This window comes from Rhizobium leguminosarum bv. trifolii WSM2297 (assembly GCF_000271845.1).
This window is the reverse complement of record NZ_JH719395.1, coordinates 3,219,880-3,244,632: the sequence shown is the minus strand read 5'-3', so window position 1 is coordinate 3,244,632 and position 24,753 is coordinate 3,219,880. Positions and strand designations below refer to the sequence as shown.

Sequence of the window (24,753 nt, the reverse complement as noted above, 5' to 3'; positions counted from 1 at the left end):
TAGGTTGATCACGTCCGTCCGTTTGAGCCCTACTCTCGCAATTGCAAACTTGGCTTCACCTGCTCAAATCAGCGTAGGCTGCGGCGGCAGCAAGACAATCTTATTGTTCGCCAGCGGCCGAAGCGGATCGCCGGCAAGCCCGCTGTCGATACCGACAGGAAGCGAAATGCGGTGTTCGTCCGCCCGGAGCTTGTTGCTGAGATCGAATACCGGGCGTGGACGCATGATGGGAAGTTGCGTCTTTTAAGGCCTCACTGTCCACGACGACTGAACATTGTTGACCGAATTAGGTTTGCGATTCAGTCGGCGCCATCCTCCGCGGCTAAGCTGTCTACTGAGCTTTGATCAAGGTCGGCGGGAGGTGTCCCATATCGGATGACGTGCAAGATCGCTTTCGAAGCGTAATCGAGACGGCGCAGAGCCTGTAACGAGTACGCTTTGGTCGGAACGGAAAATTTACCATCGTCACTTACGGATGGAGCGTTATTGTTAAAGAAAAAGACGTGATCAGTTTCTTCATCAAAGCCCATATAACCCCAATGAGCGAAGATGTTTCTCATCGATTTTGCTCCTCCACAGGCCTTAAAGACTGCGCTGTAGTTTTGCCAAGCCGGGTCATTTCTAAACTTTAGAATCGAGATGAGCCTTTGAAATCTCGTCGTGCCATCCATCGGTGCCACCAAGAAGTTTCCAATTCCATCCTCCACGCGTGACTCAAGAATTAAACGCTCGGTCAGAATAGACTCGATCATGCTCCACCGGATCGTGATGCTTCCGATGATTTGAAGAAATTCGGACGGCGGATCGTCTGTTGAGAGATTTGAATAGAAGTCACTCTCAGTGGTTCGCGCCTTCATGCTGTCTACCGTAATATCACTCACGTCTCACCGCCTTTCGCTGGACGCTCTAGCATTTTGGTCGAGGCGCGGAGAGAAGCTGCCGGTATCAGGTTATCAAAGGTTGGCCCGATCGCCAGTTGAGGCTTTCAGGACGCCGGCTTCCGCAAGCATTTGGAGGCCACGACCAAATTATAAGCCGTCACGGTGCGAAGCGAGTCGAGGTACTCGTTCTCGTCGTACACCGCGTCACTTAAAAAGAGGCGCGCAATCTTGTCTTGTGACTGAAGCCTGAGCTCGTCTTCCCGCGAAAGCGGCAGATCATCGAAGAAGTTCATAGCATTGTAATTTCTGAAGTACGTCTCGTTGCCGCAAGCATATCTTATATCATGCCGAATATAGAATATGGCGATAGGGACCGCCATCCGATTAAGAGATTGAGATTGCTCATATTGTCCGAACTCCCGGAGATACTCGACCGGAAATGCGACAAAAAGCAGTACAGGGAAGAAGATTATGATGGCTAATGCCGCGAACAATACCTTACGCACGATCGAGTAACGACCTCTCTTGCACGGTTAGCGGGGCCATCCGAGCCGATTAGCAAGGCTTTCAGGGCTTTGACATGCGCTGCAGGAAACTCGCACGATCCGATGCCCATTCGTCGTCCAGCAGACGCAAACCTTCATCGGTCCAGAACCCGCCACCTGGCTCCGGCTTGACCAAGCCGTAGGATGCCAACACTTCGACCGCACTTTCGCCGGCGCTCATTGACTTGTGAACTAGGCCTTCCGCGCCGTCGTCCATGTATTGAAGACACATGTGAGCCAGAGCCTTCAAAATCGTTCTTTCTTCTGGTGTCATTGAAGTTATGCTCCTCCGCACTGCAAAGACTCGACGCGCTGAGCTACGGCAGCGCAAAAACCGGCTGTTCTATGCATTTCCATCAACAGCGCCATCCTCATCGAGCACGTGCACCGGCAGGTAGGTGTTCTTCTCCATCCACTCCCGGACGATGAACCTAACGGTATCGTTGCGCGTCTTGCCGAAGTCGCCGGAAAGATCCCGCAGAGCTTCTTCGATGTCCTCGTCGAAGGCGATCGATCCCGAGTTCCGCAACAGCAGCGCCGCGCGGCGAAGCATGATCTGCAGATCAGCACGAGAAACATCCGCGATCCGATCGGCGGCGTCTTCGAGGGGGTGGACATGTCGGGCATCGTCATGGTGTCTCGGGCCGGCCGTAACCGTTTTCCGACGGTTTGGAAAAGCCGCGGTAGAAGCGAGTCGGCTTCAACAGCGAACTGACGATGTTGGCCACGATGGGCCCATCCGCCTCGCTCTTCGCCTTCGCTTCCTGCCACTCCGGATCGGCGATGAACTCGGCCCATTTCTGCTCGCGCTCTGCCAGCGAACGCCATTCGATCAGGTAGGTCAGATCGTTGCTGGAAGAACCGATCATCGTCGTCCAGAAGCCGAGTGAACGGATGCCGAGGCGTTCCCAGATCGCCAGCGTCGCGGTCTCGAAACGCTGTTGCAGTGCCGGCAGCCTCTCCGGCAGACATGTATAGATGCGCAATTCGTGGATCATCGGATGCTCCTCATGCTGGATGCCCCATGGAGCGTCCTCAAACCGCTCTCGGAATGAGGGCAGCTTATAAATTTCCATAAGGTAATCAATAGTCCGGCGCCGCCCTTCAGCATAACGGGAAGCATCGCCGAGAGCGCGGTGAAAGAGGCGCAATACATCGGCCGCGTGCATTTGCCGTTCGATGATCGAATCGCGGGCTTCGGCCGTCGAAATGTTCCCGGCGCTATAGTCGATAGCTCCGGAACCTTTGCATCCATCGCCTCCCGAAGCGCTCGAAACTTGCTGGCGGGGCCGAATGGTCGCGACGAGAATTCAATTTAGTAAGCCCGACGTTAGCCCGAGCCGCGTTTTCATTGTTTCAGTGCCTTCACGAAGCACCTTAAGTATTTGAAAATAAATGGTGATCCCGACGCGATTCGAACGCGTGACCCCCAGATTAGGAATCTGGTGCTCTATCCTGCTGAGCTACGGGACCACTAAAGCCATGCATACAAAAGGCTTGGCGCGAAGCCAAGCCTTAATTGTTGTCAGAGGCCGAGCCGTTGTTCGGCGAGGCGGACCCAGTAGGAGATGCCGTGGGTGATGGCTTCGTCGTTGAAGTCATAGGCCGGGTTGTGCAGGCCGGCACTGTCGCCGTTGCCGATGAAGATGAAGGCGCCGGGGCGGGCGTTCAGCATGTAGGAAAAGTCCTCGCCGCCCATCATCGGGTCGATCTCCGCATTGACGTTGGCCTCGCCGGCAATGGCGGCGGCGGTGGCCACCGCATGCTCGGTCTCGTCGGGATGGTTGACGGTGACGGGATAGTTGCGGTGGAAGCTGATCTCGGCTTCGGCGCCGTGGGCGGCAACCAGGCCCTCGACGATCTGTCGGAACCGCGTCTCGGCCAGCGTGCGCACCTCGGGGTCGAGGGTGCGGACGGTGCCGGCGAAAGTCGCATCGTTCGGAATGACGTTATGGGCAAAACCGGCATTGAACTTGGTCACCGAGACGACGACCGAGCTGAGCGGATCGGCGGTGCGCGAGGCGATCATCTGCAGGTTGGCGACGATCTGGGCGCCGATGGCGATCGGGTCGATCGTCCGGTGCGGCTGGGCGGCGTGGCCGCCGCGGCCCTTGATGGTGACGGTGAATTCATCGGTCGCCGCCATGATGGCGCCCTTGCGGGTGGCGAACTGCCCGACGGGCAGGCCCGGCAGGTTGTGCATGCCGTAGACCTCTTCGATGTCGAAGCGCTCCATCATGCCGTCCTTGACCATCAGGTTGCCGCCGCCGCCGCCTTCTTCGGCGGGCTGGAAGATGACGGCGACATTGCCGTTGAAATTGCGGGTCTCGGCCAGATATTTCGCGGCGCCGAGCAGCATGGCGGTGTGGCCGTCATGGCCGCAGGCATGCATCTTGCCCGGCGTCTTCGAGGCCCAGGGTTTTCCGGTGATTTCGGTGAGCGGCAGGGCGTCCATGTCGGCGCGCAGGCCGACGGTGCGGCGGCCTTCGCCCTTGCCCTTGATCAGGCCGACGACGCCGGTGCGGCCGATGCCGGTGACGATCTCGTCGACGCCGAATTCCTTGAGTTTTTCAGCGACGAAGGCGGCGGTGTTTTCCACCGCGAAAAGCAGCTCGGGCCGGGCATGGATGTGGCGGCGCCATTCGGCGACCTCGTCCTGCAATTCCGCGGCTCTGTTCAAAATCGGCATACTGACGTTCCTGTTATGAAATCCCGGCAATCTTCATCGCATCACAAGGGTGTTGAGGCTGGGCTGTGAGGCTTTTGGAAATTACTTAGTCAATGACCTTTGCCATGTCATAGCCATATAGGCTAAATAGGGGAAGATTTCGAGATTTTCCTGATATCTGAAGGACGAACCGTGTCGACGAGCCACTTCCGTTTGTTTGCTGCCATGCGGCCGCTTTCTTTCGTATCAGCGGCGACTGCCGTTTTTCTGGCCTCCGTTTCGCTTGCCCAGGCCAATCCGCATATTCTCGTCGATGTGCAGACCGGCCGCGTGCTCGAACATGACGAAGCCTTCCGCAAATGGTATCCGGCCTCGCTGACCAAGCTGATGACCGTCTATACCGTGTTCGACGCGATCCGCGCCGGCCAGATCAGCCTCGATACCCCGATTGTCATGAGCAAGCGCGCCGCCGCGCAGCCGGCCGCCAAGATGTATTTCAAGCCGGGACAGAAGCTGACGCTCGACAGCGCCCTGAAGATCCTGATGGTGAAATCGGCCAACGACATTGCCGTTGCGGTCGCCGAAGCCATCGGCGGCACGCAGGAAGGTTTCGTCACCCGGATGAACGGCGAGGCGCTGAAGCTCGGCATGACGGACTCGCATTTCGTCAATCCGAACGGCCTGCCGGGTAAGGGGCAGTATACGACGGCCCGCGATCTTGCGGTGCTGACGGTGGCGCTGCGCCGCGATTTTCCGCAATATGCCGGCTATTTCGCGCTTGAAGGTTTCACCAACGGCCAGCAGAACGTGCCGAGCCTCAATATGCTGATCGGCCGCTTCGCCGGCGCCGACGGCATGAAGACCGGCTTCATCTGCGCCTCGGGCTTCAACCAGATCGGTTCGGCAACCCGCAACGGCCGCACCCTCGTCTCCGTCGTGCTCGGCACCGAGAGCCTTGCGGCGCGCGCCGACGCAACGGCGAACCTTCTGCAGAAGGGCTTCACCACCCAATTTCCCGGCAGTGAAACGCTGGGTTCGCTGAAGCCCTACGGGCAGGGACAGGACCAGGTGACCGACATCTCCGCCGACATCTGCAGCGCCAAGGGCGCCAAGGTGCGCAGCGAAACGCGCGACGAGGTCGGCCGCATGCGGGTGCAGTCGCCCTATATCCTGGAAATGGACCACGATCCGCGCTTCGTCTTTGCCGGCCTCATTCCCGGTCAGGATCCGCAGCCGGCGGCACAGCCGGAAAAGGTGGCAACCGGCGATACGGCGGGAGGGATCGCCAACGTGCCGGTGCCGATGCCGCGCCCGACATCCTTTTAAGTTTCAAGGTCAAATGACATGAGCGCGCTTAACGACAGGATTCCGGTCACCATTCTGACCGGCTTTCTCGGCGCCGGCAAATCGACGCTGCTCAACCGCATCCTCAAAGATCCGGTGATGAAGGATGCGGCCGTCATCATCAACGAATTCGGCGATGTCGGCATCGATCATCTGCTGGTCGAAAGTTCAGGCGATTCGATCATCGAACTCTCCGACGGCTGCCTCTGCTGCACCGTGCGCGGCGAGCTGGTGGATACGCTGGCGAACCTCATGGATGCCGTGCAGACAGGCCGCGTCAAGCCGGTGAAGCGCGTCGTCATCGAAACGACCGGCCTTGCCGATCCCGCACCGGTCATGCAGGCGATCATGGGCAATCCCGTCATTGCCACGAATTTCGAGCTCGACGGCGTCGTCACCGTGATCGATGCGGTGAACGGGCTGCAGACGCTCGACAATCACGAGGAAGCGCGCAAACAGGCAGCGGTCGCCGACCGGCTGATCGTCTCGAAAAAGGCGATGGCCGGCGGGACGGATGCTTTGGAAAAGCGCCTGCGGGCGCTCAATCCGCGCGCGGCGATGATGGATGCCGACAGCGCCGAGGCGGGCAGTGCCGCGGTGCTGGTCAACGGGCTCTATGATCCCACGACCAAGATCGCCGATGTCGGCCGCTGGCTGCACGACGAGGACGCCCACGAGGCGCATCATCATCACGATCATGGTGGCCATGGCCACGATCACGATCATGATGGCCATCATCACGGCCACCACCATCATGATCATCACGCTCATGGCCACCAGGACGCGCACGACGTCAACCGTCACGATGCCTCGATCCGCTCTTTCTCGATCATCGAGGAGAAGCCGATCGATCCGATGGCGCTCGACATGTTCATCGATCTCCTGCGTTCGGCCCATGGCGAGAAGCTGCTGAGGATGAAGGCGATCGTTTCCGTCTCCGACCGCCCGAACCGGCCGCTGGTGCTGCACGGTGTGCAAAGCATCTTCCATCCGCCGGTGCGGCTTCCCGCCTGGCCGGATCCGCAAGACCGGCGCACGCGCATGGTGCTGATCACCAGGGATCTGCCCGAAGCCTTCGTGAAGGATCTTTTCGACGCCTTTCTCGGCAAGCCGCGCATCGACAGGCCGGATCGCGCAGCGCTCGCCGACAATCCGCTCGCCATTCCGGGAATGCGAATTTAAAGCATGTCGCCGGGAAGTGTGTAGCGGTTCCGGGATAATGACATGCGCAAAAACAAAGAGCTTTAGCCCTTTCGGATCAGGAAGCGGTGGCCGGTTTCGGTCTTTTCGGTCTCGATCAGTTCGTGGCCGTCCTCATTGCAGAAATGCGGCATGTCGATCACCGCCAGCGGGTCGGTGGTGTCGACGCGAATGAGGGTGCCGCTTGCCATGGCGGCAAGCTTCTTGCGCGTCTTGATCACGGGGAAGGGGCATTTCAGGCCGCGGAGATCGTAGAGAACGGGGTTCAAGCCGTTCAGTTCCGCGCCCAGAATTTCCAGAACGGCTTCTTTGCCGCGGCTTCCGCCGTTTCCTGCGGCTCTGGCGCCGTATAGGCCAGCGGGTTCGGCGTCGGCACCGGCACGGCCGCCGGGGTCGCGGCAGCGACTGCCACTGCCTGCGGCTCCGCCGCTGCCTGCGGCTGGGCAGGAGCTGCTGCCGGCGTGGCGCCCGGCGCGGTCTTGGCGGCGAGGCCCTGGGCGGTGCGTTTGGCCATCAGGTCTTCGAGTTCGGCGACCTTGACCATGCGGCCTGCTTCCAGCGAGGTGCCGGTCGGGGCATAAGCCAGTTCGCGGCCCTTGCGCGTCTTGGCAACGACGGCCTTGCGCTCGGCTTCGGACGGGTCGTACCAGGCCATGCCGTCGAATTTGCTCATCGCCTTGGCATAGTCGGCATCATAGGTCTTGCCGTAGGAGGCAAGGGCTGCCGTCAGCGCCGGCGGTGTCGACATGGCCGGGCATTTGCCGCCGGCATTGAAGGCGCCGCCATCGCTTGCCTGCTGGTTGAAGACGTATTTCTTCTCGCAGACATTCACCTCGGGCGGGCGCTTCGTCACTTCGAAATTGTCGTAGCCGACTTTCAGCATCTTCCAGAAGTCGTAGTTCGTGTCGAGGCGATGCTTGACCATGTTTTCCGCCGTCATGCGGAAGGGGAAGGCCTGCAGCTGCACCGTCGCCTGGCCGCCCTTGAAGGCGTCGCGGGCGAAGGCGTAAATTTCAAGCACCTGCTGGTCGGTCATCGAATAGCAGCCGGAGGACGAGCAGGCGCCGTGGATCATCAGATCCGAGCCGGAGCGGCCGTTCACCGCGTCGTAGCGGTTCGGGAAGCCGGTGTTGATCGCCAGATAATATTTCGAGTTGGGGTTCAGGTTGGCGCGCGTCAGGTCGTAGAAACCTTCCGGCGCCTGCCGGTCGCCGGTCTTTACCTTGGGGCCGAGACGGCCGGACCAGGCGCAGATCTTGTAATCGGCGATCTTGTCGAAACGGTTGTCGGTCTTCGCCTTCCAGATCTCCATGGCACCTTCTTCCTTGAAGATGCGGATCATGATCGGCGAATTGCGGTCCATGCCCTTGGCGGCCATGGCGGTGAGAATATGCGAGGGAAGCGGCTGCTCGACCTTGTTCTTGACCTTGGAGAGATCGACCTGCGCGGTTTCCAACGCGTCATTGCAGCCGGTCAGAGCCAGCGCCATGAGGGAAACATAGGCAAAATAACGTATGCGCATCCAAACTAGCCCATAAAGATAATGCGACCCGGTCCGCCTATGGAGTTCGGGCATCAGACGGAATCATAGGCGGCTTATACTTTACAAATCCTTACCAGCCTATGACGTGCCCTGAACATCCCCGCAAGCGCGAATGTTACAGATAATATCAATGTGGCCAAGATTTGGCCCCAATCGATGAAAGCCGAACTTGTCTCGGATATGGGGCCGAAAACTGTGAGCGATTTTCGGCTTCTAGAGATTGCGGCCCATATTGAGGAATTTCTGGCGGCGCTCGTTGCGCAGCTGCTCGCCGGAACGGGAGGCCATTTCGCCGAGCGCATTGGCGATCACGTCGCCGGTCGCGGCGATGACGCTGTCGGGGTCGCGATGCGCGCCGCCGAGCGGCTCGGAAATGATGCCGTCGATGACGCCGAGCGATTTCAGGTCTTCGGCGGTGATCTTCATGTTGGTCGCCGCTTCCCGGGCACGGGTGGAATCGCGCCAGAGGATGGAGGCGGCCCCTTCCGGCGAGATGACGCTGTAGATCGAATGCTCGAGCATATAGACCTTGTTGCCGGTGGCGATGGCGATGGCGCCGCCCGAGCCGCCTTCGCCGATGACGACGGAAACCAGCGGAACCTTGATGCCGAGGCACATTTCCGTCGAGCGGGCGATCGCCTCGGCCTGGCCGCGCTCTTCGGCGCCGACGCCGGGATAGGCGCCTGCCGTATCCACCAGCGAAATCACCGGCAGGCCGAAACGATCGGCCATTTCGAGGATGCGGATCGCCTTGCGGTATCCTTCCGGGCGGGGGCTGCCGAAATTGTGCTTCAGGCGGGTCTTGGTATCGTTGCCCTTTTCCTGGCCGACGACGGCGACGGGCTGGCCGCGAAAGCGGGCAAGGCCCGCCTGGATCGCGGCGTCCTCGGAAAATTTGCGGTCGCCGGCGAGCGGCGTGAATTCCTGGAACAACGTCTTGGCGTAGTCGACGAAATGCGGGCGCTGCGGATGGCGGGCGACCTGGGTCTTCTGCCAGGGATTGAGCTTGGAATAGATTTCGACGATCGCCTCGCGGACGCGAACTTCCAGCCTGCCGATCTCATCGGTGGTGTCGATGCTCTCGTCTTCCGTTGCGAGCTTCTTCAGCTCGATAATCTTGCCTTCGAGGTCGGAGATCGGCTTTTCGAAGTCGAGATAATTGTGCATGAGGTGCGTTTCCGTTCCTTGTGCCACGGGGCGTTTTCCTGGCTCCGCCCCTTGTCGCCGGTCCTATTCGTGCTTTTTCGCCTGTTTGGCAAGGGGGTGATGCGTCTGGACGAGCTGCTGCAGCCTCTCTTCGAGGACATGCGTGTAAATCTGTGTGGTCGAAATGTCCGAATGGCCGAGGAGTTCCTGCACGACGCGCAGATCGGCGCCATTGGCCAGCAGGTGGCTGGCAAAGGCGTGGCGCATGACATGCGGCGAGATCATCGACGGTGTCAGGCCGGCGCGGATCGCCAGGTTCTTCAGGTCGCGGGCGAAAACCTGGCGCGGCAGATAGCCCTCCTTCGAGGCGGCGGGAAACAGCCAGGGGCTTTCCCGCGGCTCCTTGGCCGCGGCTTTTTCCGCCGCCAGCAGGCGCCCGTAGGATTTCAGCGCCGATATCGCCGATTGCGACAGCGGCACCAGCCGTTCCTTGTTGCCCTTGCCGCGGATCATCAGGAAACGGCCTTCCTGGTCGAGCACGCGGGCGGGAAGCGAAACCAGTTCGCTGACACGCATGCCGGTGGCGTAGAGCAGCTCCAGCAGCGCCAGCATGCGCAGGCGCTGCAGCTGGCCCGGCGCCGTATTGCCTGCCTCGGCCTCAGCCTGCGAAAGCAGCTTGCCGACCTCCTCGACGCCCATCGTCTTCGGCAGCGGCCGGCCTTTCTTCGGCGCATCGAGAATGCCTGTGGGGTCGTCGGTCCTCAGGCCCTCGGCGTAGAGGAACTTGTAAAACTGCCGCATGGCCGCCAGCCGGCGCGCCTGCGAGGAGGGTTTGAAACCCTTTCGGGCGAGCGAGGCGAGATAGGCGGCCAGATCGGCGGAGGCGGCTTCGGTCAGCCGCACGCTGCGCCCGGTCAGGAACGAATGGATATCGTCGAGGTCGCGCTCATAGGATTGCAGCGTGTTGACGGCCGCGCCGCGCTCGGCGCTCATCATCTCCAGGAAGGATTCCACATGGACGCGGCTAAGATCCACCATGGCGGTCACTTCCTGGTCGTGTCGATCGTGCCCGTCGCCGGCGGATTGACCCGCTCGGACGGAATACGGATCGTCACGTCACGCGGCTGCGGCTCGACGAAGGTCACAAGCGCCCACATCGCTCCGTAGACCGTCCCGGCGAGGATCGCGCAGACGAACAGAAAACGGAACAGGGTCGGCATCCGGCAACTCCTTCATGCTCTGCTTCTGTTATAAGAAGCGTATCTGCAAGTGCAAGAAGCGGTATTCAAGCCATGATTCCCTTGTCCGCGACTTGACGCTCTACCTGCATTTGTCGATACGGTTTGCAAACAAAGTGTGAATGGACCGATGAGTGAACCACTGCTGACCGTTGCTGACAGCCTGAGAGACAGAGCTCGCGCCGCGCTCGGTTCACGCAATCTGATCCTCGTCGGGCTGATGGGAGCGGGAAAATCCGCCGTCGGCCGCATCGTCGCCAGCCAGCTCGGCATTCCCTTCATCGACAGCGACCACGAAATAGAGCGCGTTTCGCGCATGACGATCGCCGAACTTTTCGCGGCCTATGGCGAGGAGGAATTCCGGGCGCTGGAAACGCGGGTGATGAAGCGGCTCCTCAAGGGCGGGCCGCGGGTCGTCTCGACCGGCGGCGGCGCCTTCATCAACGAACGGACGCGCAGGCATATCAGGAAGGGCGGCGTCTCCGTCTGGCTGAAGGCGGATCTGGACGTGCTCTGGGAGCGGGTCAACAAGCGCGACACGCGGCCCTTGCTCAAGACCGAAAATCCGAAACAGACGCTCGAAGGCCTGATGAATGCGCGCTACCCGATCTATGCGCAGGCCGATCTCACCGTGCTGTCGCGCGACGTGCGCAAGGAAATCATGGCCGACGAGGTGCTGAAAGCGGTGATCGAAGCTCAGAAGGAAAATGCAGCGTCATGAATGCGATACCCTCCGCCTCATCAGTCCAGACCGTGCATGTGCCGCTCGGCGAGCGCGCCTATGACATCCTGATCGGGCCGGGGCTGATCGCGCAGGCCGGCGCCGAAATCGCCTCCCGCCTCAAGGGCCGCAAGGCGGCTGTTATCACCGACGAAAATGTTGCGCCGCTCTATCTCAAGGCGCTTGTTGCAAGTCTTGAGGAAGCGGGCATCGCCTCGGCTGCGGTCGTGCTGCCGGCCGGCGAGAAGACCAAGAGCTTCGAACATCTGATGACCGCCTGCGACAAGGTGCTCGAAGCCCGCGTCGAGCGTAACGATTGCGTCATCGCGCTCGGCGGCGGCGTTATCGGCGATCTCTCCGGATTTGCGGCTGGCATCGTGCGCCGTGGCGTGCGCTTCGTGCAGGTGCCGACCTCGCTGCTGTCGCAGGTCGATTCCTCCGTCGGCGGCAAGACCGGCATCAATTCCCGCCATGGCAAGAACCTGATCGGCGTCTTCCACCAGCCGGATCTGGTTCTGGCCGATACGGATGTCTTGAATACGCTCAGCGAACGCGAATTCCGCGCCGGTTACGCCGAGGTCGTCAAATACGGGCTGATCGACAAGCCGGATTTCTTCGCCTGGCTGGAAGCCAACTGGAAGGCGGTTTTCACGGGCGGCTCGGCCCGCATCGAAGCGATTGCCGCCAGCTGCCAGGCGAAGGCCGATGTCGTCGTTGCCGACGAGCGCGAGAACGGCCAGCGGGCGCTGCTCAATCTCGGCCATACGTTCGGCCATGCGCTGGAGGCGGCGACCGCCTATGACAGCTCCCGCCTCGTGCATGGCGAAGGCGTTTCGATCGGCATGGTGCTGGCACACGAATTCTCGGCGCGGATGAACCTGGCAAGCCCCGACGATGCGCGCCGCGTCGAACGGCATCTGCAGGAAGTCGGCCTGCCGACCCGCATGTCCGACATTCCAGGCGAGTTGCCGCCGGCCGAAACGCTGATGGATGCGATTGCCCAGGACAAGAAGGTCAAGAGCGGCAAGCTCACCTTCATCCTGACGCGCGGCATCGGTCAGTCCTTCGTCGCCGACGACGTTCCGGCCTCCGAAGTGATCAGCTTTCTCCGGGAAAAACATCCTTGACGACGATCGAAGGCGCTCTGGCATTTCTTGCGACATACTGGCCGGAGATCCTTTCGATCACGGCGCTGGTGCTGATGTCCGCCTTCTTTTCCGGCTCGGAGACGGCGCTGACCGCCGTGTCGCGCAGCCGCATCCATACGCTTGAGGTCAACGGCGACGAACGCGCCGGCCTCGTCCGGCAGCTGATCGAGCGCCGCGACCGGCTGATCGGCGCGCTGCTGATCGGCAACAATCTTGCCAATATCCTGTCCTCCTCGATCGCCACCAGCCTGTTCCTCGGCCTGTTCGGCAGTTCCGGCGTGGCGCTGGCGACCCTGGCGATGACCGTCATCCTGGTCATCTTCGCCGAAGTGCTGCCGAAGAGCTGGGCGATTTCGACACCCGACCGCTTCGCGCTTGCCGTCGCCGTTCCGGTCAGGCTCTTCGTTCTCGTCGTCGGCCCGGTTTCCTCCTTCGTCAATGCGATCGTCCGCCGGATCCTGGCGCTGTTCGGCATCAACCTCTCGCGCGAGGTATCGATGCTGACGGCGCATGAGGAGCTGCGCGGCGCCGTCGACCTGTTGCACCGCGAGGGATCGGTGGTGAAGGCCGACCGCGACCGCCTCGGCGGCGTCCTCGATCTCGGCGAACTCGAACTCTCCGACATCATGGTCCATCGCACGGCGATGCGGGCGATCAACGCCGACGATCCGCCCGAGGCGGTGGTGCGCGCCATTCTCGAAAGCCCCTATACGCGCATGCCCTTGTGGCGCGGCACGATCGACAACATCATCGGCGTCGTCCACGCCAAGGATCTGCTGCGGGCGCTTGCCGAGCCGAACATGGAGCCGCAGAACCTCGATATCGTCAAGATCGCGCAGAAGCCGTGGTTCGTGCCCGACAGCACCAACCTCGAAGATCAGCTCAACGCCTTCCTGCGGCGCAAGCAGCATTTCGCCGTCGTCGTCGACGAATATGGCGAGGTGCAGGGCATCGTCACGCTGGAGGATATTCTCGAGGAAATCGTCGGCGATATTTCCGACGAGCACGATATCGAGATCCAGGGCGTGCGCCAGGAGGCCGACGGTTCGGTCGTCGTCGACGGCGGCGTGCCGATCCGTGACCTCAACCGCGCGCTCGACTGGAACCTGCCCGACGAGGAGGCGACGACGATTGCCGGCCTGGTCATCCATGAATCGATGACCATCCCGGAAGAGCGTCAGGCCTTCACCTTTTATGGCAAACGTTTCGTCGTCATGAAACGGGAAAAGAACCGCATTACCAAGCTGCGCATCCGCCCCGCCGGGGAAGACGGCGCAAAACCGGGCTGAACCGCCTTGGATTGCGGCCGATCAATCTCCATATAGGCCGTGCTACCAGCGGGTCGGTTCGTCAGGTGCTGCCGGTTCGACGGCCAGCGCATGCAGGCCGGCATCGAGTTCCGGTTTCAACAGGTCGGTGATCGCCCGGTGGCGCGCCAGCCGCGACATGCCGGCGAATTTGGCCGAGACGATCCTCACCCGCATATGGGTTTCACCCGTGCCGGTGATATCGGGCTGATGGCCGGCATGCAGATGGCTTTCGTCGATGACGCTCACGCGCTCCGGCGCGAAGGCTTCGACTAGTTTTTCTTCGATGCGGGTTCGCAGGGTCATTGTCCGGTCTTGCTGCTTCGCGAAAAGGGTTCCCACCAAGCCAGCAACAAACCCGTTTGTCAATTCTTGTTGTCGCCTCGCGACAGCTTCATAATTAGCGCCGCCATGAGACTTGATTCCAAATATTTCGATCGCATCCGAACACGCCGCAAACGCGAGCAGGAGACAGAGCAGGCCCCGCCTACCTGTCAATGGGACGGCTGTGACAAGAAAGGCTCGCATCGCGCTCCTGTCGGACGCAATGCGGAAGGCCAGTTCTTTTTGTTCTGCTTCGAGCACGTCAAGGACTACAACAAGGGCTACAATTATTTCTCCGGTCTTTCGGACGGCGAGATCGCCCGCTACCAGAAAGAGGCGATCACCGGCCACCGGCCGACCTGGACCGTCGGCGTCAACAAGTCGGCGAAGGACAGTCCGCTGCATTCGGAGATACGCTCCGGCGCCTATACCCGCGTTCGCGATCCCTTCGGCTTCGTCAAGGAAGGCGGCAAGGGCAGCGGGCCGCGTTTTCCCCAGGCGCGCAAATTGAAATCGCTGGAAACCAAAGCCTTCGATACGATGGGCCTCGACGCCAATGCGACGTCGGCGGAGATCAAGAGCCGCTACAAGGAACTGGTCAAGAAGCACCATCCGGATGCCAATGGCGGCGACCGCGGCTCGGAGGAGCGTTTCCGCGCCGTGATCCAGGCCTATCAATTGTTGAAGCAGAACGGTTTTTGTTAGTTCCCGTCCTTGCTCTTGGGCTTCAATCGGGTATGGTCCAAATCGGCTGAGGCCGCAGGCAAACGCGGCTCATATTTGTGCGTTTTCCCGACATCGCCTCCGCCGACCTTCCGGACGCGGCGTTTCTTGTCCGGGACTCTTCAAGAATGCTCGCACGCGGTCATTATCCCGCCGAGGTTTCGTTTCAGTCCCGGAGAAGCATCGCCGACGTTCCGACCTGGACGGGCGCGGAATAAAATCGCGGCGTCACGGTTGCGACATGGCCTGAGACAGTATGGCCGGGTGGCATCACCCGCCTTGGAGACATGATGAGCAAGATCGACCTCGATATTTCAGAACTGCCCGATACCACCGTTTCGGTCCGCGAGGCCTTCGGTATCGATTCCGACATCCGCGTTCCCGCCTACAGCAAGGGCGACGCCTATGTGCCGGACCTCGACACCGACTACCTGTTCGACCGCGACACGACGCTCGCCATTCTTGCAGGCTTCGCCCATAACCGCCGCGTGATGATCTCCGGCTATCACGGCACCGGCAAGTCCTCGCATATCGAGCAGGTGGCGGCGCGCCTCAACTGGCCCTGCGTGCGCATCAACCTCGACAGCCATGTCAGCCGTATCGATCTCGTCGGCAAGGATGCGATCGTCGTCAAGGACGGGCTGCAGGTCACCGAATTCAAGGACGGCATCCTGCCCTGGGCCTATCAGCACAATGTCGCGCTGGTCTTCGACGAATATGATGCCGGCCGCCCCGACGTGATGTTCGTCATCCAGCGCGTGCTGGAATCCTCCGGCCGCCTGACGCTGCTCGATCAGAGCCGCGTCATCCGGCCGCACCCGGCCTTCCGCCTGTTTGCGACCGCCAATACGATCGGCCTCGGCGATACCACCGGCCTCTATCACGGCACGCAGCAGATCAACCAGGCACAGATGGACCGCTGGTCGATCGTGACGACGCTGAACTATCTGCCGCATGATCATGAAGTGAACATCGTCGCTGCCAAGGTGAAGAGCTTCGGCAAGGATCGGGAAGGCCGCGAGACCGTCTCGAAGATGGTGCGCGTCGCCGACCTGACACGCGCCGCCTTCATGAATGGTGATCTCTCCACGGTGATGAGCCCGCGTACGGTCATCACCTGGGCCGAGAACGCCGAGATCTTCGGCGATCTCGCCTTCGCCTTCCGCGTCACCTTCCTCAACAAGTGCGACGAACTGGAGCGTCCGCTGGTCGCCGAGCATTATCAGCGGGCCTTCGGCGTCGAGCTGAAGGAAAGTGCCGCCAATATCGTTCTCGGAGCCTGAGGCCCGACCGATCATGGCAGCTCGCGGTGACAATTCGAAAGCAAAGCCCGGCGCGCCCGTCGACGTCGAGCCATTGCGCCGGGCGATATCCGGCTGCGTGCGCTCGATCGCCGGCGACGGCGATGTCGAGGTGACCTTCGCCAATGAACGGCCGGGGATGACCGGCGAACGCATCCGGCTGCCGGAGCTTTCCAAGCGGCCGACGGCGCATGAGCTGGCGGTCACCCGCGGGCTCGGCGATTCCATGGCGCTGCGCCTTGCCTGCCATGACGAGAAGATGCATGCGACGATGGCGCCGCAGGGCTCGGATGCCCGGGCGATCTTCGATGTCGTCGAGCAGGCGCGCGTCGAATCGATCGGCGCGCTGCGCATGGAGGGCATGGCGTCGAATCTGCGCTCCATGACGGAAGAGAAATATTCCAAGGCGAATTTCACCGGCATCGAGCGCCAGGAAGACGCGCCGGTCGGCGAAGCCGTGGCGATGATGGTGCGCGAGAAGCTGACCGGCCAGCGCCCGCCTGAAACCGCCGGCAAGGTGCTCGACCTCTGGCGCGACTTCATCGAGGACAAGGCCGGCGCCGAGCTCGACAATCTGTCGGGCGCGATCAACGACCAGCAGGCCTTCGCCAAGGTCATCCGCAACATGCTGTCGGCCATGGAAATGGCCGAGGAATACGGCGACGACGACAGCGACGCCGACAATGACGACCAGTCGGATCAGGACGATCAGCCGAGCGGCGACGAGCAGGATCAGGACGAGGTCGACGAGGATGCCGGCACCGATGCCGCCCCCGTCGAGGACAGCGAAGTCGCCGACGAGCAGATGGAAGACGGCGAGACCGAAGGCGCCGAAATCTCCGACGACGACATGATGGAAGAGGGTGAGGACGATTCGGAAACGCCGGGCGAGACCCGCCGTCCGAACACGCCTTTTGCCGATTTCAACGAGAAGGTTGATTATCACGTCTTCACCGAGGAGTTCGACGAGATCATCACCGCCGAGGAACTCTGCGATGCCGCCGAACTGGAGCGCCTGCGCGCCTTCCTCGACAAGCAGCTGGCCCATCTGCAGGGCGCGGTCGGCCGCCTTGCCAACCGGCTGCAGCGCCGCCTGATGGCGCAGCAGAACCGCTCCTGGGATTTCGACCTGGAAGAAGGTTATCTCGATCCCGCCCGGCTGCAGCGCATCATCATCGATCCGATGCAGGCGCTGTCCTTCAAGATGGAGCGCGACACGCAGTTCCGCGACACCGTCGTCACCCTGCTCATCGACAATTCCGGCTCGATGCGCGGTCGGCCGATCACCGTTGCCGCTACCTGCGCCGATATTCTTGCCCGCACCCTGGAGCGCTGCGGCGTCAAGGTCGAGATCCTCGGCTTCACCACCAAGGCCTGGAAGGGCGGACAGGCGCGTGAGAGCTGGCTGGCCGGCGGCAAGCCGCAGACGCCGGGCCGCCTCAACGATCTGCGCCACATCATCTACAAGTCGGCCGACGCGCCGTGGCGGCGGGCCCGCGCCAATCTCGGGCTGATGATGCGCGAGGGCTTGCTCAAGGAAAATATCGATGGCGAAGCGCTGATCTGGGCGCATAACCGCCTGCTCGCACGCCGCGAGCAGCGCCGCATCCTGATGATGATCTCGGACGGGGCGCCGGTCGACGATTCGACGCTGTCGGTCAATCCGGGCAATTATCTCGAGCGCCACCTGCGCGCCGTCATCGAACAGATCGAGACGCGCTCGCCGGTGGAACTGCTGGCAATCGGCATCGGTCACGACGTGACGCGTTACTATCGCCGCGCCGTGACGATCGTCGATGCCGACGAACTGGCCGGCGCGATGACCGAGCAGCTTGCCTCGCTGTTCGAAGACCAAGCCTCACAGCCGCGCGGCGGCCGGCTCCGCCGTGCCGGTTGACGCTGCTCCAGGGAAACGGGAATGATAGGCAAGCGCCTCTGCCGTGCGGCGTCGCTCGCCCTCTGCATCGCAGCCGGCGCGTGCCCTTCTTGGGCGGGCGACGTGCCGGTCATTAGCCGGCAAATCTCTGATTTCAGGATCGGCTCTTCGGAGACGAGCTTCGGTTCGCTGGAATTTCTCGGCGGGCTGGAGATGGTTTCCAGCAAAGCGCTGTTCGGTTCGCTCTCCTCCATCCGTTTCCGGCAGGACCAGAAACATTTCGTCGTGGTGCTCGACACCGGCCAATGGCTGACCGGCAGTATCGAGCGCGACGTCAAGGGCAGGCTTTCCGGCCTTTCCAATGTCGAGATCACCCCAATGAAGAACAGCGCCGGGCGCAGCTTCGAGGGCAAGGGGCATATGGACGCCGAGGGCCTGGCGTTTGATGGCGACAGGATCCTGGTCTCCTTCGAGCAGGACCATCGCGTCGATGTCTATCCCGATCCGGGCTTTGCCCAATCGGGAGCGATCGCCACTTTGCCGATCCTCATCCCGCGCAAGATGCTGAGCGACAACCGCGGCATTGAGACCATCGCCGTGGCGCCGGCATCCAGCCCGCTCAAGGGCGGCGTCGTCATCGTCTCCGAGCGCGGTCTCGATCGCGACGGCAACCGGTTGGCGGCCATTCTGAGCGGGCCGCTGAAGGGGCGGTTTGCGGTCGCGCGCGACGGCAGCTTCGACGCTACCGACGGCGCCTTCCTGCCGAACGGCGATCTGCTGCTGCTGGAGCGGCGCTTCAACATGGCCGAAGGTATCGGCATGCGGCTTCGGCGCATCAAGGGCGCCGATATCAGGCCGGGAGCCGTCGTCGACGGCGAACTCTTGCTCGAGGGCAATTTCAATTCGCAGATCGACAATATGGAAGGGCTCGACACGTTCCAGGCTGCCGACGGCACCACCCATATCATTCTGGTGTCGGACGACAACCACTCGATCCTGCAGCGCAATCTGATGCTGGAATTCCGGCTTTCCGAGAGGGTGAGGCAGGCGGCGTCAGACTGACGTCATATGCTTCGGCTATCGACGGAACGCGCCGCAGCCGGCCGGCTTGAGCCTGTGTCCTGTCGCCGCTATCGGAGGGAATCATGGTGCATATCCATGTCATGGGCGCGTCCGGTTCCGGCACGACATCGCTCGGCCTCGTGCTTGCCGAAAAGCTCGATATCGCCCATCTGGATACCGACGACTTTTTCTGGCTGCCGACCGATCCGCCGTTCACGACGCCGAGGGATGCCGACGAACGCATCCGGCTGCTGCTCGAGGAGACGGGCCGGTCGGGTGGCTGGGTTCTTTCCGGATCGGCGCTGAAATGGGGCAGGCCGCTCGAGCCGCTCTACGATCTGATCGTGTTCCTCAGGATCGAGCCGGAGCTTCGCATGGCGCGGATCCGTGCCCGGGAGCTTGCCCGCTATGGAAACAGGATAGGACCCGGCGGCGACATGGAAGTGAAAAGCGGGCAATTCCTGGAATGGGCGGCAAGCTACGATACGGCAGGTCCCGAACGCCGCAGTCTTGCCGCGCATGAGCAATGGCTGGAAATGCAGACATCGCCGGTGTTGCGGCTCGATTCATCACGAGAGATCGACGATCTGGCTGCAGAGGTTCTTCTGCATCCTGCGATCGCCGCCGGGGCGGTCCGGCGGCGTCGGTCATAGTTCGTTGCTCAGCTGGCGCGGGCGGCCTGCATCGGCCGCAGCACGTTCATCAACGCGCCATAGGGCAGCAGCATGACGAGGCCGACGATCATCTTGACGGCGAAATCGCCGATCGCCCAGGAGATCCAGCGCGGCGCCTCAGTGGTCAAGACGCCGAGGACGGGGGCTGCTTCCAGCGCGAAGGGCTCGTTCGGGCCGAGGAAGACGAAAAACGCCGCGAAGGACAGCGAGAAGAACATCACCGTATCGAGCGCCGAGCCGATCAGCGAGCCGACGAGCGGGGCGCGCCACCAGGCCTGGCGGCGAAGGCGGTTGAAGACGGCGATATCGAGCAGCTGGCCGGCGAGATAGGCCGAGCCGGAAGCAATGGCGATGCGCGGCGCCGAGGTGAAGAAGGACAGCGTCACGCCGACGACGAAGCCGGCAAGGACGACCTTGCGGGCTGCCTGCGGGCCGAACTGGCGGTTGGTCAGATCGGTGATCAGGAAGGCGACCGGATAGGAAAAGGCGCCCCAGGTCAGGATGTCGGCAAGGTTGATGCCGGCGACTTCGGCGTTCAGCGGAAACTGGACGAGGAAGTTGGAGGCGACGACGACGAGCGTCATCAGTGCGACATAGGCGATGGTGTAGCGGGTCTTCAGCATTTTTTTATCCTGGGAGATGCCACCAGTTGGAGTGCTCAGGCAAAGCAAAAGGCTTGACCGGTATTATCCGTGCAAGCCTTTCGAAGCCGTATGAAAGAAGGGCGGAAGCTTAGGCAGCAACAGCCGCTTCTGCGGTCTTCTTGACGATCTGACGACGCAGCAGGCGTGCGCGCATCGACAGTTCCGTTTCGTTTGCCTTGATCAGGAAGGCATCGAGGCCGCCGCGATGCTCGACCGAGCGCAGGGCAGCAGCCGAAACGCGCAGACGGTAACGCTGGTTGAGAGCGTCGGAAATCAGCGTGACCTGGCACAGGTTCGGCAGGAACCGGCGCTTGGTCTTGTTGTTGGCATGGCTGACATTGTTACCAGTCAGGACGGCCTTGCCGGTCAATTCGCACACGCGGGACATGGAACACCTATTCTTGTTTTGGTCGGGCCATCGAATTGCCATCCCGGTCAAAACCAGGCGCGCAATCCAACGGGCATGATTGGAAAGTTGCGGTTCTATAGTCAGACAGGCTGCGCGCGTCAAGCCAAACCTTGGGCTTTCCCGCAATTCTGTCAAAAAGCTGCTGTTTTCTTCGCTTCACGGCAGGAGTATAGAGCGCTGAGCAAGAGCTGCCGGCGCGCGGCAAGACAAGGCTTCATTCATGGCTCATTCGGGCAGACGGATTTTCATTTCGGCCATCACCGCGCTGCTTGCCATACCGGCATCGGCGGCCGAAATCCAGCATCGGACGGAATATAAGGTGACGCTCGCCGGCCTGCCGATCGCGCGCGCCGCGTTCCTGACGAAGATCGAGGACGATCACAGCTACAATATTGCCGGCAGCATCAACTCGGCCGGTCTTGCCGATCTGATCACGACGATTTCGGCCAAGACCAGCGTCAGCGGCGTCGTGCGCAACGACAAGCTGCAGGCGCAGAAGTATTCGCTCTACTATAAGAGCGGCAAGAAGGCCCGTGTCTACGAGGTCAGCTACCGCGACGGCAACATTATTTCGTCGACGACGACACCGCAGCCGAAACGTCCGAAGAACTGGATCGACGTGACGCCACGCGACATGCGCTCGGTGCTCGATCCGATCTCCGGCCTGGTCTTCACCGGCGACACCAAGGTCTGCTCGCAGACGCTGCCGATCTTCGACGGCGAGACGCGCATGGATCTGGTGCTGTCGCCGAAGGGCGACGAGGATTTTTCGACCAACGGCTTCAAGGGCAAGGCGGTCGTCTGCGGCGTGCGCTTCGTGCCGCGCTCGGGCTACAAGAAGGGCCGCAAGGACATCGTCTATCTCAGCAAGAGCGACCGGATGGAAATCTGGTTTGCCAAGTCGGATGCGGCAAATGTATACGCTCCCGTCTATGTGCGCATTCCCACCGAATATGGGATGGTGACGATCACCGCCGTCAAATACGGCAGCAGCTGACGGAGTTCATGCCTCCGTCAAAGGGGGACGGGTGAAACTTCGTGCGACATTGATCGGTTTTGCCGCCATCCTGATGTGGTCGTTCCTGGCGCTGTTCACGGCCGCCTCCGGCAAAATGCCGCCGTTCCAGCTTTCGGCCGTCTGCTTTGCGATCGGCAGCCTTCCCGGCCTCGCCGTGCTGTTCCTCAACCCATCGCGCCTGGCGCTGCTGAAGCAGCCGGCCAAGGTCTGGCTGACCGGCATTGCCGGGCTGTTCGGCTATCATTTCCTGTATTTCACCGCGCTCCGGAACGCCCCGGCGGTGGAGGCGGGGCTGATCGCCTATCTCTGGCCGCTGCTGATTGTCGTCGGCTCGGCGCTGCTGCCCGGTGAACGGCTGCGCTGGTATCATGTTACCGGCGCGCTCGCCGGGCTTTGCGGCACCTTCCTGATCGTCGCCCGCAACGGCATCGATTTCAACGGCGCCTATGCCGTCGGTTATGGCGCCGCCTTGCTCTGCGCCTTCACCTGGTCCGGTTATTCGCTGCTGACCCGCCGTTTCGACGCCGTCTCCACCGATGTCGTCACCGGCTTCTGCCTTGCGACCTCGATCCTGTCGCTCGTCTGCCATCTCGGCCTGGAGAAAACCGTCTGGCCGGCAACCGGTTTCGAATGGTTCGCCGTCATCGGGCTCGGGCTGCTGCCGGTCGGCGCTGCCTTCTACGCCTGGGACCACGGCGTCAAGAACGGCGATATCCAGATCCTCGGCGCCGCCAGTTATGCCGCACCGCTGCTTTCGACGCTGATCCTGACGCTGTTCGGCTTTGCCGAGCCGAGCTGGCGCATCGCTCTCGCCTGCCTGCTCGTCACCGGCGGGGCGGTGCTGGCCGCCCGGGATATGTTCCGCCGCAAGATCCAGCCGCCGGTTGCGGCGGAATGATCTCAGTTTCCGGGCGTCCAGCCGGATGGCGCCATCTCGAAGCTCGAAAATTCGAAGCCGGGTGAAACGGTGCAGCCCACCAGGGTGAAATCGCCGAGACTTTCGGCCGCTTGCCAGCAATTGGCCGGGATGATCGCCTGCGGCCGCTCGCCGGCCGCCAGGTCGGTTCCAAGTGTCAGGGTCTCGCTTGCCGTTCCGTCTTCGGAGCGATGCAGCGAGAGCGGTGCGCCGGCATAATAATGCCAGACCTCCACCGCATCATGGACGCGATGCCAGTGCGAGCGCTGTCCCTTGGTCAGGAGGTAATAGATCGCCGTCGAATGGCCGCGTTCTCCGCCCGCCGTGTCGCGAAAGGTCTCAGCATACCAGCCGCCTTCCGGATGCGGCTGCATGCCGAGTTCGCGGATGATGTCCTCGGCAGACATCAGAAATTGTCCTTGCGCTTGCGGATCTCGGCAAAGACTTCCTCGTTGGTCTTGCCTTCCATAAGCAGATTGCGGCGGATCGCCGGATCGGCGGCGCGCAGGAACGGGTTGGTTTCCTTTTCCAGCCCCAGCGTCGTCGGAATGGTGAATTTGCCATCGGCGCGCAAGGTCTCGATCTCGGTCGCACGGCTCTTCAGCCGTTCATTGCCGGGATCGACCGTCAGCGCGAAGCGGGCGTTGGACAGCGTATATTCGTGGCCGAAATAGACGGCGGTTTCGTCGGGCAGCACCGCAAGTTTCTGCAGCGAGTGCCACATGTCGGCGGCCGGGCGTTCGAACAGCCGGCCGCAGCCGAGCGCAAACAGCGTGTCGGCGGCAAAGAGCAGCTTGTCGTCGACGAAGTGATAGCAGATGTGGCCGGCGGTATGGCCTGGTGTTTCAATGACGTTGATCGTGTGATCGCCGAACAGGAAGCTGTCGCCATCGGCCATCGTCCGGTCGAGGCCGGGAATGGCAATGGCCTCGTTGATCGGGCCGATGATCTCGCAGCCGAACTGCTCCTTCAGCGCCAGATTGCCGGCGACATGGTCGGTGTGGTGATGGGTGGTAAAGATATGGGTGATCTTCCAGCCGCGGCGTGTCGCCGCTTCCAGGATCGGCGCCTCCTCCGGCGCGTCGATCGCTGCGGTAGATCCTGTTTCCGGGTCGTGGACGAGAACGCCGAAATTGTCGGTGCGGCAGAGAAAAACGTCCAATTCCAAAGGTTTCATCGTGCAATAATCCCTTGTCATGCGAGTCTCGCGGAAATGTAGAGGGTCCGGCCTTGAAGTCCAACCGCCCGCTGATAACATTTATCGCAATGCACGCCGATATCGTCGACCTACGCCAGTTCTACCACTCCGAGCTCGGGCGTCTTGCCGAGCAGTCGATCGCCATGGCGTTGTCGTCGCTCTGGGTGCGGCTGCCGCAGGAGCGGCTGGTCGGCCTCGGTTATGCCGTGCCCTTCCTCGACCGTTTCCAGGCCGACACCGAGCGCACCTTTGCCTTCATGCCGGCCGGGCAGGGCGCGGTGAACTGGCCGATGGGCTCGCTGTCGTCGACGACACTTGTGTTCGACGAGGAATTGCCGCTGCCGGATTCGTCGATCGACCGGGTGCTGATGGTGCATTCGCTGGAATTTGCCGAAAGCCCGCGCGAAACGCTGAAAGAGCTGTGGCGGGTGCTGGCGCCGGGCGGACGGCTTGTCATCGTCGTGCCTAACCGGCGCGGTGTCTGGGCGCGGATGGAACATACGCCCTTCGGCTCGGGCCGGCCCTATTCCCGCGGTCAGCTGACGCATCTGCTGCGCGAGACGAATTTCACCCCGGGCGCGACCGCCGAAGCGCTGTTCTTCCCGCCCTCGAAGCTCAGGACCATCCTGCGGCTTCGCCGCGCCTTCGAGCGGATCGGCCGGACGCTGTGGCCGGCCTTCTCGGGCGTCATCATCGTCGAGGCGCAGAAGCGGCTCTATCAAGGGCTGCCGGTCGCCGCCCGCGCCTCCCGCCGCGTCTTCGTGCCGGTTCTGGCCCCCCATGGCGTGCCGACCACACGCAACCGCTGACGCCGTTGCCTGCTCTCGACAAGAACGGCATTCCGCTTTAATGCGACGTGGTCATTTC

At 61.8% G+C, this 24,753-nt stretch carries 28 protein-coding genes, 1 tRNA gene and 2 pseudogenes; 14 read left to right on the top strand and 17 right to left on the bottom strand.

Annotated features, from left to right (window positions below; all coding sequences use genetic code 11):
• Positions 1–51 precede the first annotated feature (51 nt).
• Positions 52–345, top strand: a pseudogene (locus RLEG4DRAFT_RS39465) (hypothetical protein); the annotation flags it as partial.
• Here the strand turns inward: RLEG4DRAFT_RS39465 and RLEG4DRAFT_RS30940 are convergent.
• From RLEG4DRAFT_RS30940 to RLEG4DRAFT_RS30910, 7 genes and pseudogenes are all read right to left on the bottom strand, one after another.
• Positions 300–881: a hypothetical protein gene (locus tag RLEG4DRAFT_RS30940; protein WP_125869669.1), complete on the bottom strand. Its 582-nt coding sequence runs from the start codon at positions 879–881 to the stop codon at positions 300–302. The pseudogene RLEG4DRAFT_RS39465 and the gene RLEG4DRAFT_RS30940 overlap by 46 nt on opposite strands.
• Before the next feature lie 104 nt (positions 882–985).
• Complete coding sequence (locus RLEG4DRAFT_RS47315) at positions 986–1,174, bottom strand: hypothetical protein (RefSeq protein WP_245277997.1); 189 nt, start codon at positions 1,172–1,174, stop codon at positions 986–988.
• A gap of 274 nt (positions 1,175–1,448) precedes the next feature.
• Positions 1,449–1,700 carry a hypothetical protein gene (locus RLEG4DRAFT_RS30930; protein ID WP_003582694.1) on the bottom strand — a complete coding sequence of 84 codons (252 nt, stop codon included), beginning with the start codon at positions 1,698–1,700 and terminating at the stop codon, positions 1,449–1,451.
• A gap of 69 nt (positions 1,701–1,769) precedes the next feature.
• Positions 1,770–2,059 (bottom strand): annotated as a pseudogene (locus RLEG4DRAFT_RS30925) (CopG family transcriptional regulator).
• Positions 2,056–2,424, bottom strand: a complete 369-nt coding sequence (locus tag RLEG4DRAFT_RS30920; RefSeq protein WP_003582690.1) for an NIPSNAP family protein — start codon at positions 2,422–2,424, stop codon at positions 2,056–2,058. Before RLEG4DRAFT_RS30920 ends, RLEG4DRAFT_RS30925 begins: the two are co-directional and overlap by 4 nt.
• A 398-nt stretch (positions 2,425–2,822) precedes the next feature.
• A tRNA-Arg gene (locus RLEG4DRAFT_RS30915) sits at positions 2,823–2,899 on the bottom strand.
• A gap of 52 nt (positions 2,900–2,951) precedes the next feature.
• Entirely contained in the window at positions 2,952–4,115 is a 1,164-nt protein-coding gene (locus RLEG4DRAFT_RS30910; protein ID WP_003582688.1) for a M20 aminoacylase family protein, read from the bottom strand.
• A gap of 171 nt (positions 4,116–4,286) precedes the next feature.
• On the opposite strand from RLEG4DRAFT_RS30910, the gene RLEG4DRAFT_RS30905 reads away from it, so the two are divergent.
• Together RLEG4DRAFT_RS30905 and RLEG4DRAFT_RS30900 are read left to right on the top strand one after the other, a co-directional pair.
• Entirely contained in the window at positions 4,287–5,420 is a 1,134-nt protein-coding gene (locus tag RLEG4DRAFT_RS30905; RefSeq protein WP_003582684.1) for a D-alanyl-D-alanine carboxypeptidase family protein, read from the top strand.
• An 18-nt stretch (positions 5,421–5,438) separates the two neighbouring features.
• Positions 5,439–6,620 carry a CobW family GTP-binding protein gene (locus RLEG4DRAFT_RS30900; protein ID WP_003582683.1) on the top strand — a complete coding sequence of 394 codons (1,182 nt, stop codon included), beginning with the start codon at positions 5,439–5,441 and terminating at the stop codon, positions 6,618–6,620.
• Between the two features lie 62 nt (positions 6,621–6,682).
• Here the strand turns inward: RLEG4DRAFT_RS30900 and RLEG4DRAFT_RS30895 are convergent, their stop codons facing one another.
• The 5 genes from RLEG4DRAFT_RS30895 to RLEG4DRAFT_RS41045 form a co-directional block, all read right to left on the bottom strand.
• On the bottom strand, positions 6,683–6,907 hold the full coding sequence (locus RLEG4DRAFT_RS30895; protein WP_003582682.1) for a sulfurtransferase TusA family protein: 225 nt from the start codon (positions 6,905–6,907) through the stop codon (positions 6,683–6,685).
• Between the two features lie 5 nt (positions 6,908–6,912).
• On the bottom strand, positions 6,913–8,160 hold the full coding sequence (locus RLEG4DRAFT_RS30890) for a L,D-transpeptidase family protein (RefSeq protein WP_037094390.1): 1,248 nt from the start codon (positions 8,158–8,160) through the stop codon (positions 6,913–6,915).
• Positions 8,161–8,394: 234 nt separating this feature from the next.
• On the bottom strand, positions 8,395–9,348 hold the full coding sequence (locus tag RLEG4DRAFT_RS30885; protein ID WP_003567102.1) for an acetyl-CoA carboxylase carboxyltransferase subunit alpha: 954 nt from the start codon (positions 9,346–9,348) through the stop codon (positions 8,395–8,397).
• Positions 9,349–9,411: 63 nt separating this feature from the next.
• On the bottom strand, positions 9,412–10,365 hold the full coding sequence (gene xerD / locus RLEG4DRAFT_RS30880; RefSeq protein ID WP_003582679.1) for a site-specific tyrosine recombinase XerD: 954 nt from the start codon (positions 10,363–10,365) through the stop codon (positions 9,412–9,414).
• 5 nt (positions 10,366–10,370) lie between these two features.
• Positions 10,371–10,547, bottom strand: a complete 177-nt coding sequence (locus RLEG4DRAFT_RS41045; protein WP_003582676.1) for a hypothetical protein — start codon at positions 10,545–10,547, stop codon at positions 10,371–10,373.
• A 148-nt stretch (positions 10,548–10,695) separates the two neighbouring features.
• Between RLEG4DRAFT_RS41045 and RLEG4DRAFT_RS30870 the strand changes: the two genes are divergently transcribed.
• The 3 genes from RLEG4DRAFT_RS30870 to RLEG4DRAFT_RS30860 are packed head-to-tail and all read left to right on the top strand — an operon-like array spanning position 10,696 to position 13,723.
• Positions 10,696–11,286, top strand: coding sequence for a shikimate kinase (locus RLEG4DRAFT_RS30870; RefSeq protein ID WP_003582674.1), 591 nt, complete (start codon positions 10,696–10,698; stop codon positions 11,284–11,286).
• Entirely contained in the window at positions 11,283–12,413 is a 1,131-nt protein-coding gene (aroB, locus tag RLEG4DRAFT_RS30865; RefSeq protein ID WP_003582672.1) for a 3-dehydroquinate synthase, read from the top strand. Before RLEG4DRAFT_RS30870 ends, aroB begins: the two co-directional genes overlap by 4 nt.
• Positions 12,410–13,723 (top strand): HlyC/CorC family transporter, encoded by a 1,314-nt coding sequence (locus tag RLEG4DRAFT_RS30860; RefSeq protein WP_003582671.1) that lies wholly within the window; start codon positions 12,410–12,412, stop codon positions 13,721–13,723. The genes aroB and RLEG4DRAFT_RS30860 overlap by 4 nt, the downstream gene beginning before the upstream one ends.
• Before the next feature lie 42 nt (positions 13,724–13,765).
• Here the strand turns inward: RLEG4DRAFT_RS30860 and RLEG4DRAFT_RS30855 are convergent, their stop codons facing one another.
• Positions 13,766–14,047, bottom strand: a complete 282-nt coding sequence (locus RLEG4DRAFT_RS30855) for a BolA family protein (protein WP_003582662.1) — start codon at positions 14,045–14,047, stop codon at positions 13,766–13,768.
• Between the two features lie 105 nt (positions 14,048–14,152).
• On the opposite strand from RLEG4DRAFT_RS30855, the gene RLEG4DRAFT_RS30850 reads away from it, so the two are divergent.
• From RLEG4DRAFT_RS30850 to RLEG4DRAFT_RS30830, 5 genes are all read left to right on the top strand, one after another.
• Positions 14,153–14,770 (top strand): J domain-containing protein, encoded by a 618-nt coding sequence (locus RLEG4DRAFT_RS30850; RefSeq protein ID WP_003582661.1) that lies wholly within the window; start codon positions 14,153–14,155, stop codon positions 14,768–14,770.
• 308 nt (positions 14,771–15,078) lie between these two features.
• The gene (cobS, locus tag RLEG4DRAFT_RS30845) at positions 15,079–16,071 is read left to right on the top strand and encodes a cobaltochelatase subunit CobS (protein WP_003582660.1); all 993 of its coding nucleotides are present in this window, start codon (positions 15,079–15,081) and stop codon (positions 16,069–16,071) included.
• A 13-nt stretch (positions 16,072–16,084) separates the two neighbouring features.
• Positions 16,085–17,986, top strand: a complete 1,902-nt coding sequence (gene cobT / locus RLEG4DRAFT_RS30840) for a cobaltochelatase subunit CobT (protein WP_003582659.1) — start codon at positions 16,085–16,087, stop codon at positions 17,984–17,986.
• Between the two features lie 21 nt (positions 17,987–18,007).
• The gene (locus RLEG4DRAFT_RS30835) at positions 18,008–19,027 is read left to right on the top strand and encodes an esterase-like activity of phytase family protein (RefSeq protein WP_003582658.1); all 1,020 of its coding nucleotides are present in this window, start codon (positions 18,008–18,010) and stop codon (positions 19,025–19,027) included.
• An 83-nt stretch (positions 19,028–19,110) separates the two neighbouring features.
• Positions 19,111–19,680 (top strand): ATP-binding protein, encoded by a 570-nt coding sequence (locus RLEG4DRAFT_RS30830; RefSeq protein WP_003582656.1) that lies wholly within the window; start codon positions 19,111–19,113, stop codon positions 19,678–19,680.
• Positions 19,681–19,688: 8 nt separating this feature from the next.
• Here the strand turns inward: RLEG4DRAFT_RS30830 and RLEG4DRAFT_RS30825 are convergent, their stop codons facing one another.
• Positions 19,689–20,324 (bottom strand): VUT family protein, encoded by a 636-nt coding sequence (locus RLEG4DRAFT_RS30825; RefSeq protein WP_003582654.1) that lies wholly within the window; start codon positions 20,322–20,324, stop codon positions 19,689–19,691.
• 109 nt (positions 20,325–20,433) lie between these two features.
• The gene (gene rpmB / locus RLEG4DRAFT_RS30820; protein ID WP_003582653.1) at positions 20,434–20,733 is read right to left on the bottom strand and encodes a 50S ribosomal protein L28; all 300 of its coding nucleotides are present in this window, start codon (positions 20,731–20,733) and stop codon (positions 20,434–20,436) included.
• 241 nt (positions 20,734–20,974) lie between these two features.
• On the opposite strand from rpmB, the gene RLEG4DRAFT_RS30815 reads away from it, so the two are divergent.
• Both RLEG4DRAFT_RS30815 and yddG read left to right on the top strand, forming a co-directional pair.
• A complete protein-coding gene (locus RLEG4DRAFT_RS30815; RefSeq protein WP_003582651.1) occupies positions 20,975–21,751 on the top strand; it encodes a DUF3108 domain-containing protein in 777 nt (258 codons plus the stop codon).
• Positions 21,752–21,782: 31 nt separating this feature from the next.
• Positions 21,783–22,670 (top strand): aromatic amino acid exporter YddG, encoded by an 888-nt coding sequence (gene yddG / locus RLEG4DRAFT_RS30810; RefSeq protein WP_003582650.1) that lies wholly within the window; start codon positions 21,783–21,785, stop codon positions 22,668–22,670.
• A gap of 2 nt (positions 22,671–22,672) precedes the next feature.
• On the opposite strand, the gene RLEG4DRAFT_RS30805 is transcribed toward yddG, so the two are convergent.
• A complete protein-coding gene (locus RLEG4DRAFT_RS30805; RefSeq protein ID WP_003582649.1) occupies positions 22,673–23,095 on the bottom strand; it encodes a cupin domain-containing protein in 423 nt (140 codons plus the stop codon).
• A complete protein-coding gene (gene gloB, locus RLEG4DRAFT_RS30800) occupies positions 23,095–23,865 on the bottom strand; it encodes a hydroxyacylglutathione hydrolase (RefSeq protein WP_003582648.1) in 771 nt (256 codons plus the stop codon). Before gloB ends, RLEG4DRAFT_RS30805 begins: the two co-directional genes overlap by 1 nt.
• Before the next feature lie 53 nt (positions 23,866–23,918).
• Between gloB and RLEG4DRAFT_RS30795 the strand changes: the two genes are divergently transcribed.
• On the top strand, positions 23,919–24,695 hold the full coding sequence (locus tag RLEG4DRAFT_RS30795) for a class I SAM-dependent methyltransferase (protein WP_003582647.1): 777 nt from the start codon (positions 23,919–23,921) through the stop codon (positions 24,693–24,695).
• Positions 24,696–24,753: the final 58 nt, after the last annotated feature.